The 13,985-nt window shown below is 44.1% G+C and carries 12 protein-coding genes; 6 read left to right on the forward strand and 6 right to left on the reverse strand.

Features of this window, described 5'->3' with window-relative positions:
* The first annotated feature begins 354 nt into the window (after positions 1–354).
* Together I2I13_RS11075 and I2I13_RS11080 are read left to right on the forward strand one after the other, a co-directional pair.
* Positions 355–588 (forward strand): PspC domain-containing protein, encoded by a 234-nt coding sequence (locus I2I13_RS11075; RefSeq protein WP_004300799.1) that lies wholly within the window; start codon positions 355–357, stop codon positions 586–588.
* Position 589: 1 nt separating this feature from the next.
* The gene (locus tag I2I13_RS11080; RefSeq protein ID WP_195649507.1) at positions 590–967 is read left to right on the forward strand and encodes a VOC family protein; all 378 of its coding nucleotides are present in this window, start codon (positions 590–592) and stop codon (positions 965–967) included.
* Here I2I13_RS11080 and I2I13_RS11085 read toward each other — a convergent pair.
* Positions 959–2,824, reverse strand: coding sequence for a DNA polymerase III subunit gamma/tau (locus I2I13_RS11085; RefSeq protein ID WP_195649508.1), 1,866 nt, complete (start codon positions 2,822–2,824; stop codon positions 959–961). The two genes, I2I13_RS11080 and I2I13_RS11085, sit on opposite strands and share 9 nt — an antisense overlap.
* A gap of 157 nt (positions 2,825–2,981) precedes the next feature.
* On the opposite strand from I2I13_RS11085, the gene I2I13_RS11090 reads away from it, so the two are divergent.
* Positions 2,982–3,278 carry a septum formation initiator family protein gene (locus I2I13_RS11090; protein WP_195649509.1) on the forward strand — a complete coding sequence of 99 codons (297 nt, stop codon included), beginning with the start codon at positions 2,982–2,984 and terminating at the stop codon, positions 3,276–3,278.
* A 3-nt stretch (positions 3,279–3,281) separates the two neighbouring features.
* Complete coding sequence (locus I2I13_RS11095) at positions 3,282–3,623, forward strand: hypothetical protein (protein WP_148364738.1); 342 nt, start codon at positions 3,282–3,284, stop codon at positions 3,621–3,623.
* A gap of 101 nt (positions 3,624–3,724) precedes the next feature.
* Here I2I13_RS11095 and I2I13_RS11100 read toward each other — a convergent pair whose 3' ends face one another.
* On the reverse strand, positions 3,725–4,327 hold the full coding sequence (locus I2I13_RS11100; RefSeq protein WP_004300804.1) for an OmpH family outer membrane protein: 603 nt from the start codon (positions 4,325–4,327) through the stop codon (positions 3,725–3,727).
* A gap of 27 nt (positions 4,328–4,354) precedes the next feature.
* Entirely contained in the window at positions 4,355–4,588 is a 234-nt protein-coding gene (locus I2I13_RS11105) for a hypothetical protein (RefSeq protein ID WP_004300805.1), read from the reverse strand.
* Between the two features lie 133 nt (positions 4,589–4,721).
* Here I2I13_RS11105 and I2I13_RS11110 point away from each other — a divergent pair, with 133 nt between their 5' ends.
* Together I2I13_RS11110 and I2I13_RS11115 are read left to right on the forward strand one after the other, a co-directional pair.
* Entirely contained in the window at positions 4,722–6,182 is a 1,461-nt protein-coding gene (locus I2I13_RS11110; RefSeq protein ID WP_195649510.1) for an aminoacyl-histidine dipeptidase, read from the forward strand.
* Positions 6,163–7,362, forward strand: a complete 1,200-nt coding sequence (locus tag I2I13_RS11115; RefSeq protein ID WP_195649511.1) for an endonuclease/exonuclease/phosphatase family protein — start codon at positions 6,163–6,165, stop codon at positions 7,360–7,362. Before I2I13_RS11110 ends, I2I13_RS11115 begins: the two co-directional genes overlap by 20 nt.
* A 165-nt stretch (positions 7,363–7,527) precedes the next feature.
* Here the strand turns inward: I2I13_RS11115 and I2I13_RS11120 are convergent, their stop codons facing one another.
* From I2I13_RS11120 to I2I13_RS11130, 3 genes are all read right to left on the reverse strand, one after another.
* Positions 7,528–8,703, reverse strand: coding sequence for a mechanosensitive ion channel family protein (locus I2I13_RS11120; RefSeq protein ID WP_195649512.1), 1,176 nt, complete (start codon positions 8,701–8,703; stop codon positions 7,528–7,530).
* A 140-nt stretch (positions 8,704–8,843) separates the two neighbouring features.
* Positions 8,844–10,661 (reverse strand): alpha-L-fucosidase, encoded by a 1,818-nt coding sequence (locus I2I13_RS11125; RefSeq protein WP_195649513.1) that lies wholly within the window; start codon positions 10,659–10,661, stop codon positions 8,844–8,846.
* A gap of 144 nt (positions 10,662–10,805) precedes the next feature.
* Entirely contained in the window at positions 10,806–13,880 is a 3,075-nt protein-coding gene (locus I2I13_RS11130; RefSeq protein ID WP_195649514.1) for a glycoside hydrolase family 2 TIM barrel-domain containing protein, read from the reverse strand.
* Between the last annotated feature and the right edge of the window lie 105 nt (positions 13,881–13,985).

Genomic DNA, 13,985 nt, shown 5'->3' on the forward strand with positions numbered 1-13,985 from the left:
TTGACTAATGAGCTAGCAAGGAGATATTTAACTTGCTGACAGTTGAGACCACTATAAGGCTACTCGTTAAAGATTGTGGTTCTGAATGTCGCCGGTTCGAGTCCGGTCTTCCACCCAACAAAAACCCTTGTAAGTCAATCCTTATGAGGGTTTTCTGCTTTCAGGAAATAGGCATCTTAGAGAGTAAATCATGCTAAATCCTACCTAATATTCCTTATTGTTGGTCTATTGTTGACCCCCAATTAAGTAAGTTAAAATGCTAACAAATAATACATAAATCTTTCCGTTTAACCCATAAACCAAATATATTCTCTATATTTGTGTAGCATTTGCACTAAAAGAACATAGTATATCATGGAAAATGAAAAGAAATTAACCCGCTCTTCCAATCGAATGATTGCAGGTGTATGTGCCGGAATAGCTGAATATTTCGGATGGGATGCTACTTTATTGAGAATAGTATATATATTGGCTACATTCTTCACTGCTTTCGCCGGAGTGATTATATATATCATCCTGTGGATTGTCATGCCGGGAAGAAAACCTTCAGACGGATATGAAGACCGCATGAATCAACGCCTACATTGATATGAAAATCAAGAATATCGACCATATCGTCATACCGGTGTCCGATATAGATAAAAGCCTACATTTCTACACAGAAGTCCTGGGAATGGAAGCCGATACAAGCAACCAACGCTTTGCCGTCAAGTTCGGTAATCAGAAAATCAATCTTCACGTAGGAGAAGCACAGTTCCTTCCTGCCGCCAAGCATCCTGCTTTCGGAAGTGCGGACATCTGTTTACTTACAGAAGGAAACATAGAGGAAATAAAAGCCGAAGTAGAATCCAAAGGAATAGAAATAGAAGTAGGTATAGTCCAGCGTCAAGGTGCTCAGGATGCCATCCGGAGTATTTATTTCAGAGATCCGGATGGTAATCTGATAGAAGTAAGTACATTAATATAATTCCAGCCCGAACTCATCTTTCAGTTGCATCAATGCCTGATTCTTTTGAGCCATCATCTGGAATTTCTCGACACGTCCCACAGGACGCACTGTTTCTGTTGCCTCACTTACCCGCACTGTCATCATCACTTTACTGTTCTTCAGTCTGCCGCGAAGATAATCCTGCAATTCGGGAATCAAAGCTGTAAAATCCTTTGCAGCAAACTCATTATCAACCACCACTTCAAAAGTCGTTGAGTTGTTAAGCAACGCCGGACGGAGCATTTGCATACGTTTTGCGAGAGCATCCTGTTCTTTCGGCAACTGGCCGGCATACTCCTGCCAATAATAATTCAAATCCCGGTCATTGAACATAAAATCCTCTTCCGGTTGTTGCACCTTAGGAACATAAGTTGTAGTCGCATTCTGCGATACTTGGTCACGCTGCGGATTCTTGATAGATACCCCCAAGCTGGACATCTTCATCACGGGAATTTTCCGTTCTTCCTTGGCAGTCTGAGCAACTCCCGCTCCTTGCGACGGAGCAGACGAAGCCGCCCTAGGAGAAGCCGGTGCTCCCTGTTGCACAGCCGCAGAAGCCTGCGGATACTGGGCAGTAGTGCCATTAGCAGCCTGTGTTGTAACTGAAGACGGAGACGAATGAACTGGAGCCTGCTGAACCTGAGTGGCAGAAGCTACCTGCGGCTGCTGTGCTGCGGCAGGCTGAGTGAATACGGGTTTTATGGTCTTCTTAGGGCCACGCCCACCACTCACGTCATCCCCCTCGGTGGTAAGCTGTGCAACCTGTATCAAGGTCAGTTCTACCAGCAAACGCTTATTTTTGCTGATGCGGTAATTCAAATCGCACTCATTACACAGCTTCATAGCCCGGTACAAAAAAGGTAGCGGACATTTCTGCGCCTGTTCCTGATAGCGTTGGCGTATGCTCGCTCCCACTTCCAGCAAAGGCAATGTCACCGGGTCTTTCCCGACCAACAGGTCACGGAAATGAGACGATAATCCGGTAATAAAGTGACTTCCGTCAAAACCTTTATTCAATATATCATTGAAAAGCAACAATGCGTCACTCACCTTGTTTTCGAGGAAGCAATCCGTCAGACGGAAATAATATTCATAATCAAGTACATTCAGATTATCAATCACACTCTTATAGGTGATATTTCCTCCGGTGAAACTAACCACCTGGTCGAAGATAGACAAAGCATCACGCATACCACCGTCCGCCTTCATGGCTATCACATTCAGCGCTTCCGGCTCTGCCGTGATTCCTTCTTTCGAAGCAACGTACGACAGATGGCTCACCGTATCTTCCACACTTATCCGGTTAAAGTCATAAATCTGACAACGGGAAAGAATAGTAGGAAGAATCTTATGCTTCTCCGTCGTAGCCAGAATAAAGATTGCATGGCGGGGAGGCTCTTCCAGCGTTTTCAGGAACGCATTGAAAGCAGATGCCGAGAGCATATGCACCTCGTCGATGATATATACCTTATACTTACCAATCTGTGGCGGGATGCGTACTTGCTCCACCAATTGGCGAATGTCATCCACCGAGTTATTGGAAGCAGCATCGAGTTCGTGAATATTATATGACCGCTGTTCGTTGAAAGCTACACATGACTCACACTGATTGCAAGCCTCTCCGTCAGCGGTGGGCGTCATACAATTAATGGTTTTGGCAAAGATACGCGCGCAAGTCGTCTTTCCTACCCCGCGCGGTCCGCAAAACAAATAAGCATGAGCCAGTTTTTGGGTAGCAATTGCATTTTTCAGCGTAGTAGTCAACGCCCGCTGTCCCACCACCGATTCGAACGTGGACGGACGGTATTTACGGGCTGAAACGATATAGTTTTCCATATCCGGGATTCTCTCTGTTTTTTGAATTTTCGCTTATTCTGCAAATGTACACAAAAAAAGTGATAAGTAATAAGGGATAAAGAGAGAAGTTTTGAAGCCGAAGCGATAAGTTTTTAAGTTATTAGTTTTATCTTTGCAGATATTAAAAGGAGAAATTATGGGTAAACTAATCAGTATCTGGAATTTCATATGCAGACGCAAGTACCTCATTACGGTCGTTGCATTTGCTGTTATCATTGGCTTTCTGGACGAGAACAGCCTGATTCGTCGTTTCGGATATGAACGGGAAATCAGCCAGTTGAAAGAAGAGATAGAAAAGTACCGGACAGATTACGAAGAGAATACCAAACGTCTCAACGAAATAAGTACCAATCCGGACGCCATCGAACAGATCGCCCGTGAAAAGTATCTGATGAAGAAACCCAACGAAGATATTTACGTTTTTGAAGATTAAAGAATGAAACAATTAGTACCTGCCCTTTTTGTCGTGGGCGCCATAATGGCTCTCGCCGGAGCAGCCGTATTTATCACCGGATGGATATACGCTCCTTACATATATACTGTTGGAGCCGGATGTATCGCATTGGCACAAGTGAACACACCCGTCAAAGGAAAGAGCAAAACATTGAAACGCCTGCGCGTTCAGCAGATATTCGGTGCACTGGCACTTATCCTGACCGGAGCCTTTATGTTTACCACACGAGGCAATGAATGGATTGCCTGCCTCACAGTTGCTGCCATCCTCGAACTTTACACCGCTTTCCGTATTCCACAGGAAGAAGAAAAAGAAAGATCATAAAAAAAGCCCGTTCATGGCTTCGCAGTCTTGAACAGGCATAACTTTTTTTAATTCGATAATGTTCCGTCCTTTTTATAAGGAACGGAACAGTTTAATATCATTTATTTCTTCACAGGTGAATATCTTGCATTCAACCCATCAACAATTTCTTTTGTAATATTGAAAGTGCTGTCAGCATAAAGCAGGTTATCGAAACCAGTGTTGCTGAAGATCAGGCTATATCCGTGAGTCTTATTATATTCTTTCAGGAAAGCGTTGATAGAATCGCGGAATTGCAAGCTATTCTTGTTGTTCTCTTCCATCAGACCATTCTGAAGTTTGTTGCTCAACTCTTGCAAATCTTGTTCCAACTTCACCAGACGGTTGTACTCTTGCTGCGCTCTATCTTGTGACAGGAAAGCATTATTTTCAACTTTCTTCTGAAAATCTTGTTTTTCCTTGTTCAAAGAGGTAGCCTTCTGATTCAATGTCATACGAACGTTTTCGCTCTTCTTTACCATCGCCTCATTCAAGTCAATACAGAAATTGTATTTGGCAAGCAGCGTATCTATTTCAACATAGGCAATTTTCATTCCTGACAGTTCGGCATTAGCCTGCGCCGGAGCATTTGTAGTTTGATTGTCAGTTTTGCCAGCACATTGTGAAAATAAAACGATAAACGCAAGAGCAGCCAAACCGTTCATGAGGTAGTTCATTCTATTCATAATTAATAAGTATTGTTTTTAATAAATTTAATTCATACTATCGTTCAAGGCTTTTTCCAACTCGTTAATAGAAAAACGCGGTTTCTTTTGTGCTTCGCGATCTTGCGATTGTGCGCATCCGATTCCTTTCTGACGCAACGCTTTATTCCCGCTCACATGACCATTCGGGAACTTCCCACCCTTCGTAAAGAATACTTTCACCCCTAATAATACCAGGGAAATAGCAACTATTAACAAAGTTATCAGTATAGTCTCAACCATTTCTATTAATTTTGTGAGTGCAAAGATAGGCTTTAATGAGATATGAGTTCAGATAAGTCAATCAAATTAACCATATTTAGCAATAGAAGAAGCGAAAACAGCCCTTCTATTCCTATTATAAAATAGAAACAGCATGGAAAAAAAAGACTTAAAGCCGGCTGGCGTATTCAAGTATTTCGAGGAAATCTGCCAAGTGCCGCGCCCTTCGAAGAAGGAAGAGAAAATGATTGCCTACCTGAAGGCATTCGGAGCAAAACATAATCTGGAAACCAAGGTGGACGAAGCCGGCAACGTATTGATTAAAAAGCCCGCTACTCCGGGAAAAGAAAATCTGCAAACCGTCGTTCTGCAATCGCATATCGACATGGTATGCGAAAAGAATAACGACGTTCAACATGACTTCCTCACCGATCCCATCGAAACGGAAATTGACGGTGAATGGCTGAAAGCCAAAGGTACTACCCTCGGAGCCGACAACGGTATCGGTGTAGCTACCGAGCTGGCTATCCTAGCTGACGACAGCATTGAGCACGGTCCGCTGGAATGCCTGTTTACCGTAGACGAAGAAACCGGACTTACCGGAGCTTTTGCCCTGCAAGAAGGTTTTATGAGCGGTGACATCCTTCTGAACCTCGATTCGGAAGATGAAGGGGAAATCTTTATCGGATGTGCCGGAGGTATTGACTCCGTTGCAGAATTTGCTTATAAGGAAGTGGAAGTTCCCGCCGGATATTTCTTCTTCAAGGTGGAAGTGAAAGGGCTGAAAGGCGGTCACTCCGGTGGCGATATTCACCTGGGACGTGGCAATGCCAACAAAATTCTGAACCGCTTCCTTTCCCGCATGGCTGCCAGACACGATCTGTACCTATGTGAAATCAACGGAGGTAACCTGCGCAACGCTATTCCCCGCGAGGCTTATGCCATCTGTGCTGTTCCCGAAGATGCCAAACACGATGTCCGCACCGAACTGAATATCTTCACCAGCGAAATGGAAGACGAATTATCCGTTGTAGAACCCGACTTAAAACTGGTTCTCGAATCGGAAAATCCACGCAAAATGGCTATCGACCAAGATACTACCGCCCGTTTATTAAAAGCTCTGTATGCAGCTCCTCACGGTGTATATGCCATGAGCCAGGATATTCCCGGACTGGTGGAAACTTCTACCAATCTGGCATCTGTCAAGATGAAGCCCAACCATATCATCCGCATTGAAACCAGTCAGAGAAGTTCTATACTGTCCGCACGCAACGATATGGCGAACACGGTTCGTGCCGTATTCCAACTGGCAGGAGCCAATGTTACTTTCGGAGAAGGTTATCCGGGATGGAAACCGAATCCACATTCGGCCATCCTCGAAGTAGCTGTTGAATCATACAAACGTTTATTCGGCGTAGATGCGAAAGTAAAAGCAATCCACGCAGGATTGGAGTGCGGCCTGTTCCTTGATAAGTATCCAACGTTGGATATGGTTTCTTTCGGACCGACACTTACAGGCGTTCACTCTCCCGACGAACGGATGCTTATTCCTACCGTAGAGAAGTTCTGGAAACATCTATTGGATATCTTGGCACATGTACCTGCCAAGAAATAACAGACAGACCAAATATCACAAAGAAGAGTATGGTAACAAGCGAAAAAAAAATGCTGTTGCCATGCTCTTTTTCACAATGTTTTTAATTGTCGTAAGTTTCTTCGCTCCTTGTTATGTCATCGCACAAGACTATCATAGCAAACAAGCTCCCTGTCAGGAAGAAAGAATCCCTTTCCGTGTTGTCAGCTGGAACATAGAAAACCTGTTTGATACGCATCATGATAGTTTAAAGAACGACCGTGAGTTTCTTCCCGATGCGCTGCGTCATTGGAATTATAGCAGATATAAGAAAAAGCTGGCTGATGTGGCGCGCGTAATCACAGCTATTGGAGAATGGAATCCTCCTGCGCTAGTCGGATTATGCGAAGTAGAAAATGATACGGTGCTGCGTGATCTGACCCGCCGTTCTCCTTTAAAAGAGCTTAACTATCGTTATGTAATGACTGATTCCCCTGATTTGAGAGGGATTGACGTAGCCTTGCTTTATCAACGGGATTTATTCAAGTTGTTATCTTCCCGTTCTATCCCCATTCCTCCATTGGGACAATACCGCCCGACAAGAGATTTACTGCACGTCAGCGGACTTCTGTTGACAGGAGATACATTAGATGTATTTGTCTGCCATCTCCCAAGCCGTTCGGGTGGAGCTAAAGAATCGGAACCCTATCGTTTATACGCAGCTCAAATTCTGCGCACGGAAGTCGATCACATTCTGAATATTCGTTCTCATCCACAAGTTATTATTATGGGAGATTTCAATGATTATCCCACGAATCAATCTATCCAGAAAGTACTGGAAGCCGAAGCACCTCCCATTACTACCCAAGATCCAGCCTCAACACTCAACTCCACCAACCGTTCAACAATTGTTCCTTCCTCATTAAAATTATATCATCTGCTTGCCCGGAAAGCAAAGTCAAAAAGCTTCGGTTCTTACAAATATCGCGGTGAATGGGGGTTGCTTGACCACCTGATTGTATCGGGCACTCTATTAAATCAATCGAGCCATTTTTTCACCAGTGAAGAAAGAGCAAACGTCTGTCTTCTCCCCTTTTTACTGAAAGAAGACGAGAAATATGGGGATAAAGAACCTTTCCGCACCTACAAAGGAATGAAATATCAGGGAGGTATCAGCGATCATCTTCCTGTTTATGCAGACTTCGAACTGATTCCCTATTGATTAGAACTCACTAAACGACGTCACAGTATATTCTGACAAGAGATCATTCTCACCGTAGTGAGAAAATATTCTCATTGCAATGAGAAAAAGTTCTCACCACTATGAGAATAAATTCTCATAGTGGTGAGAATACTTGAGAATATATATTCCCCTGTTGATGGTTGACTAATCCGAGTACTGATAAACTTTTAAATCAAACTTCGGAACCATTGCCAGCAAATGATCGAAGATATCGGACTGAATACGCTCGTATTCTTTCCAAACCTTATTGCGGGAGAAGAAGTAAACCTGAATAGGTACTCCGTACATGGTAGCTTCTTTCTGGCTGATAATCAGATCCAAATCCAGATTGACCACAGGCAGACTGCACAAATAGCGCTCAATATACACCCTGTACACTTGAGAATTGGTAGGAACCACTCCTTCTTCCGGTTGATAATCCGCCATTAATGGAATTTCTTTCCGGTAACGGTCCAGCATTTCCGGCGTACAGAATTGAAGTGTAGTTAAATCCAAAGTGATATTCTTCATCACCCGTCGTCCTCCCGACTGCACCATTCCCCGCCAATTCTGGAAAGGGCTGCTCACTAACGTATAAGGGGGAATAGTGGAAATAGTATTATCAAAATTCTGAATCTTGACCGTATTCAATGTTATCTCCTGTACCGTACCATTTGCGTCGCCGGAAGGCAATGTTATCCAGTCGCCCGGACGGACCATGTCATTGGCAGAAAGCTGGATACCTGCCACAAAGCCTAATATGGAATCCTTGAACACCAACATCAAAATAGCTGCCGAAGCACCCAACCCGGCAAACAAAGTGGCAGGAGACTTATTCACGATAATGGCAACGATCACAATTCCACCTACAAAGAAAAGAAGCACCTGCAAGACCTGAATAAACCCTTTCATCGGGCGATCCTTCATCGTTTCTTTTCCATCATAGATATCCATTATCATCAACAGAATCCCATTGATAGCCAATAGTAAAGAGAAAATAATATAAATGACACATACCTTTTGAGAAATCAACAACAACTCTTTTCCCCGGATAAAAGCCATCGGCAACAAAGCATAAACCAAAAAAGCCGGGATGGTATGAATCAAATGATGAAACACCTTGCGCTTCATCAGCAATGTATTCCACTGATGGGGCTTCCGCCTCGTATACTGTTTCATTCCTCCGATTAGAATCGCCTGGCAGAGGTAATTCAGAACGATGGCAACCACTATCATCAATAAAGCCATAATAGTCTCATCAAAACGATCGGCAACAGCCGGATCTATTCCCCAATTTATGAGGGTTTTATTCATCCATTTTCCTAAATCTACTACTAACATAACTTCTGTCTTTTTTTAATTAATAACAGTAAAATATTCATTTGGTTTAGAAAAAAAAGAGACCGGCACCTGATTCATTAAAAATCAAGAGGCCGGTCTACACTGCTATTCTCTAAACATATCTTCCGATGAGGGCTCTATCAGGGAGCCACCATCACTCCTATTTCATCCATATTTACTTTAGCAACGGCAGCATCAGGTGTAGTGGCCTCCAGTTTAATGAAACGTGTCCTCACTTTCTGATTGAAAGCAACCGTCTGTGGCAACGGATTATGCATGATATTGCTGAACTCCCCACTAGTAGGCACCTCTTTCCAATTCTTACCATCCACACTTACAAAGAATTTATAACGGAATGCCATCGTTGGCTTAGCCTCGGCTTTCGCGGGAGCATACGTAAAACTGTTCAATGTTACTGTCTTCCCCAAATCAACCGTTAATGGAGAGACGGCCACTTGTTTCCATCCGGAACGCGGCAAATTATTCCAGTCTTCTTTCTTTGTTTCTTCCTGCAAAAGTTCCGCATAATAGGCAGCAACCTGACTAATAGATGCAGTCAACCGGCATTCGTCTATTTTCACGCGAAGCTTACTGGCTTTAACTGTCGGAAAACGCAACATACGCTTATATCCTATCGTCGTACCTTTTCCAACTTCCTTCCAACCATTATCAGTCAGGGCTTCCACCGTAAAGGCTTCTACCCGCTGCCCTTTCGTTATATCCTCCTGAAGCATCACCACATTTATCTCTGCATTCGGCTTCAATGAATAAACCTTTTCACTGCCGAAAGTTGCATTCCAATATTTTCGACCATTCACAACCTTGTTAGAAGCGAATACCCGCTCACGATAAGCTGCAAATTCATTCAATCGCTGCACATCGGCTTCATTAATCAATCCCCTACGATCCGGAGGAATATTCAGCAACAAAACGGAATTATAACCTACTGATTGAAAATAAATATCCGCCAAATGTTTCAAAGACTTCACTTTGCTGTCTTCTTCCACATGATAGAACCATCCCGGACGAATGGATACGTCCACCTCCGAAGGATACCAGAATAATTCCGTAGCTTTCTCCAATATCTTACGACTTCCCAAATCTTCCGCTTTACCAAAAACTCCCAGACGATTATTATTCTCTGGTGAACGGGTATATATGCCGGGAGTTAGCACAGTTGCACTCCATTCAGTTGCACGTCCTAATCCTTTTTCGTTTCCTACCCAGCGGACATCATCCCCCATAATTGCCATCACAGCTCTGGGTTGAAGGCGTTGGATGGTCTGATAGAAAGCATCCCAATCATACACCTGTTTCTTTCCGTTCGGACCTTCTCCATTCGCTCCGTCGAACCAGACTTCATGCACTTCACCATAATTAGTGAGCAATTCAGTCAGTTGCCGGATAAAAAAATCATTGTAACGGGGAGAGTCTCCATAACATTCCGCATTCCGGTCCCAGGGAGAAAGATATACTCCAAACTTCATATCATATTTATCACAGGCAGCACGAAGTTCTTTCACTACATCGCCTTGTCCGTTTTTCCAGGGAGAAGAGGCTACGGAATGTTTGGTAGTAGCCGTAGGCCACAGGCAGAAACCGTCGTGATGTTTTGCAGTCAGAAGCACCATTTTAAAGCCGGCTTCCTTGAGGGTACGTACCCATTGTTCAGCATCCAGTTCCGAAGGGTTAAAAAGTGCGGGGTCCTCTTTTCCGTCGCCCCATTCACGTCCGGTAAAGGTGTTGATTCCGAAATGAAGGAAAGCAGTCAGTTCCATTTGCTGCCAGGCATATTGCTGCGGAGTGGGTACCAGCCGTGCTGCCATATCGACTTTCTGTTCAAGAGTTGCACCCTGAGGAAACTCAACATGCTTCACATAATAGTTTTCTTTTTTCTGCGCCTGCACTCCACCCATGAGAGTAACAGACAATAAAAGAGAGGTTAGTAGTTTATTCATGGTCTATTCATTATTGTAATCGTACAAAGATAAAATAAAGGTGCAGATTTCAACGATTATCACAGAATACTTTCTTACGATATTCCATCCAATCAGTGCAACCCCCACCTTTATATATTATCTAAAAACCTATTGATTCAGTATCTATTTCACCGGATAAAGGGTAAATTCAAAACTCTGTTTCTTTAATGGAACCAGGTATTGCGGTAATACTCCGGGACCACAAGTGGCCGTTCCCACGCCTGCCTGTTCGGCATCCAGATGTACAGTCAGCAATCCGTCACGTTCCAGTTCATTAATATGGCGGGCCTTCTCTAATAATACATCCGAGAAAGGAATGATACTAAACTGGAAAGCACGATCCGACTCAACAAAGATGCCTTCACCGGAAGTATCTGCCAATTTTGCCCAACGTACATCGGTGCGGTTACCCGTAGCCTGCGGAGCAACATAATAATGGAACATCCGTTCCGGTGTGGTCTGATATACACCGATTTTGCCGGATTGATTGCGGTCAACGTATGTTTCATTGTCCCCACGTCCCAGATAAGAAACCTGATCGTAAGAGTTCGCTACCCGGAATATCAGTCCCAAGCGGGCTATGGATTTCACGATGGTCGTATCAGGTTGGAAAGTAGTGTGTACCTTCAGTGCACCGTTTTTATCCAACGAATACACAAAGTCGGCTGTTCCTACCTTTTGATTTTTCGCATTTAGAATTTCTACACGGGCAGTAGTCGAAGTCTTACTTTCCTTCAGTGAAATTACTTTCTGGGTCAGACCATCCAGTCCTGCATCGCGCCACAGGCGTGCGCCGTTCTTATCCCGGTTGTCATTATCCGTTGCCGGGCGGAAAAGGCTCAATGTCAGCGGAGCAGCCAATAAATCTTTGCCGTTCAGATTCAATGAAGTAAGTGCTCCTGTTTTCTTATCAACGGTGAAAGTCGTTTCGCCTGCTTTTTGCGGACGGTAGCCTGTGTAATTCTTATTACCGGCAAGTACAAACTGGTCGTATGCCACTTCCCAGTCCTTATCTATCATTGAAGAAGCTTCACGACGGGTCCAGCTGATATTCAGATAAGCCTCACGGACTGTATTCGGAAGTTTTACAGCACCCAAAGTAACATCGACGGTGGCGTGCGGCGCACAATCAACCATTTTCGTACCTTCCGCCAATATCTTGCCATTATCTGCTGTCACATTCCAGTTCAGTATATACTCGTTCAAGTTAGAGAAATCATACCAGTTCTTAACACGGATGGTCAGATTCTTCTGATTTGCGAGCGTTGCTTTTATGTTCTGATATACTTTCTTTACTTCGAGCAAATGCGGGTGCGGTTCACGATTAGCACCTACCAAGCCGTTACAGCAGAAGTTGCCGAAACTCGGAATTCCTTCCGGTCCGTAATCACCGCCATACGTCCAGTACCATTTACCGTTCTTGTCTATTTCGCGGAATGACTGATCCACCCAGTCCCAAACGCAGCCGCCTTGTGCCATCGGGTTGTTTTCAAATACATCCCAGTATTCTTTCAGTCCACCGCAACTATTACCCATTGCATGGAGGTATTCACAAAGAATGAAAGGACGATAGATGTCTTTCTCGTTTACATACGCTTTGATGTCGTCCACACTGCGGTACATACGGCAGTAAATATCTGTGTTATAGTTCAATTCAGCACGTTCATACTGCACGGGACGAGTTTTCTCTACCGATTTCAGCCAGTCATAGGTACGTTCGAAGTTGATTCCGTTTCCGGCTTCATTTCCCAACGACCAGATAACGATAGCCGGGTGATTCTTGGAACGCTCATACATGCGGTGGGTACGATCCATGTGCGCAGTCAGCCAAGTACTATCCTTGGCAAGGGAAGCAGGACCATATCCCATTCCGTGAGATTCGATGTTTGCCTCGTCAATCATGTACAAGCCGTAACGGTCGCAAAGTTGATACCAGTAAGGATGCGTGGGATAATGTGAGTTACGTACGGTGTTGATATTGTGCTGCTTCATCAGTTTGATGTCCAGTTCCATCAGTTCCTTGCTCACAGTACGTCCCAGTTGGGAGTGTTCGTGACGGTTGGTTCCCTTCACCAGTACCGGAACGCCGTTGATACAGAAACGTCCGTCTTTAATCTCCGAGGTACGGAAACCTACTTCACAGCCGGTCAGTTCAGTGACCTTGCCTTGTTCATCTTTCAATTCGAGCATTAATGTATAAAGATAAGGATGCTCCGCGCTCCAAGCCTTTACACCGGGGAGCTTCTTTTCTTCAAATGCGATAAAATTGCTCAATCCACGGGATTTTATCCGGATAGCATCCTGCAAAACAGCTTTACCATCAGCATCTTTCAGTGTATAAGCAATGGAAGAAGTAGTAGCGGAAGGTCCCTCTACGGTCACTTCAAGTCCGAAAATACCATCTTTGTATTTCTCTTTGTCTAAAGAAGCATTCAGTTTATAGTCTGCAATATACTGTTTGGGGGTACTGTAAAGATACACGTCACGTTCGATGCCGCTCAAACGCCACATATCCTGACATTCCAGATAAGCGCCCGAACTCCAACGGTACACCTCCAAAGCGACCACATTTTCACCTTCATTCAGTACATCTGTAATATCCCATTCGGCAGCCGTCTTTGATCCCTGGTTATATCCCAGTAATTTTCCATTCACCCATACATAATAGAAAGAAATAACTCCTTCACAACAAAGTACAACCCTGCGTCCTTGCCAGTCGGCAGGCACTTTGAAGGTACGGCGGTAGGAGCCGACTTCATTCTCTGCATAAGGAACCAGCGGCGGATTTTTCTTGAAGTTGAACATTTTATCATCAAACTCGTACGTCTCGTTGACATAGATAGCTGTACCATACCCCTGTGGTTCCCAGTTACCGGGCACGTTGATGTCCGCCCATCCTCCTGTATAATAAGAAGGTTGGTAAAAGTCCTTCGGACGGTTATCGGGATTCTTCACCCAATGGAATTTCCACTTTCCGTTCAGGCTCATATAAAATGGAGACTGCTCGTATCCTCCCGGCTTTTCAATGTCGGAAGCGTTGGCATAAGGCCATACGTATGTGTGAGGAGCGAGTTTGTTCAGTCCCACCGTATATTGGCTTTGCCATTCGGGCAACGGTTGTTGTTGCGCTAACATGAAAGTTGTGGCAGCCAGTACTGCTGATAAGATTAAAAACGTTCGTTTCTTCAGGTTATTCATGGTTAAGTACTCATTATTAATTTAGTTCATACTATTTCTTAAAGCTATTATTTTAAGGCACGGATTACACAGATTTCACAGCTTCAGTACTATGATTACGCAAAG

Origin of the sequence: Bacteroides sp. D55t1_190419_B8, assembly GCF_015558905.1 — a bacterium.
Classification (GTDB): domain Bacteria; phylum Bacteroidota; class Bacteroidia; order Bacteroidales; family Bacteroidaceae; genus Bacteroides; species Bacteroides vicugnae.

Coding starts and splice junctions, on each gene's coding strand:
- I2I13_RS11075 (WP_004300799.1), top strand. CDS start 355: ATGGAAAATGAAAAGAAATTAACCCGCTCTTCCAATCGAATGATTGCA.
- I2I13_RS11080 (WP_195649507.1), top strand. CDS start 590: ATGAAAATCAAGAATATCGACCATATCGTCATACCGGTGTCCGATATA.
- I2I13_RS11085 (WP_195649508.1), bottom strand. CDS start 2,824: ATGGAAAACTATATCGTTTCAGCCCGTAAATACCGTCCGTCCACGTTC.
- I2I13_RS11090 (WP_195649509.1), top strand. CDS start 2,982: ATGGGTAAACTAATCAGTATCTGGAATTTCATATGCAGACGCAAGTAC.
- I2I13_RS11095 (WP_148364738.1), top strand. CDS start 3,282: ATGAAACAATTAGTACCTGCCCTTTTTGTCGTGGGCGCCATAATGGCT.
- I2I13_RS11100 (WP_004300804.1), bottom strand. CDS start 4,327: ATGAATAGAATGAACTACCTCATGAACGGTTTGGCTGCTCTTGCGTTT.
- I2I13_RS11105 (WP_004300805.1), bottom strand. CDS start 4,588: ATGGTTGAGACTATACTGATAACTTTGTTAATAGTTGCTATTTCCCTG.
- I2I13_RS11110 (WP_195649510.1), top strand. CDS start 4,722: ATGGAAAAAAAAGACTTAAAGCCGGCTGGCGTATTCAAGTATTTCGAG.
- I2I13_RS11115 (WP_195649511.1), top strand. CDS start 6,163: ATGTACCTGCCAAGAAATAACAGACAGACCAAATATCACAAAGAAGAG.
- I2I13_RS11120 (WP_195649512.1), bottom strand. CDS start 8,703: ATGTTAGTAGTAGATTTAGGAAAATGGATGAATAAAACCCTCATAAAT.
- I2I13_RS11125 (WP_195649513.1), bottom strand. CDS start 10,661: ATGAATAAACTACTAACCTCTCTTTTATTGTCTGTTACTCTCATGGGT.
- I2I13_RS11130 (WP_195649514.1), bottom strand. CDS start 13,880: ATGAATAACCTGAAGAAACGAACGTTTTTAATCTTATCAGCAGTACTG.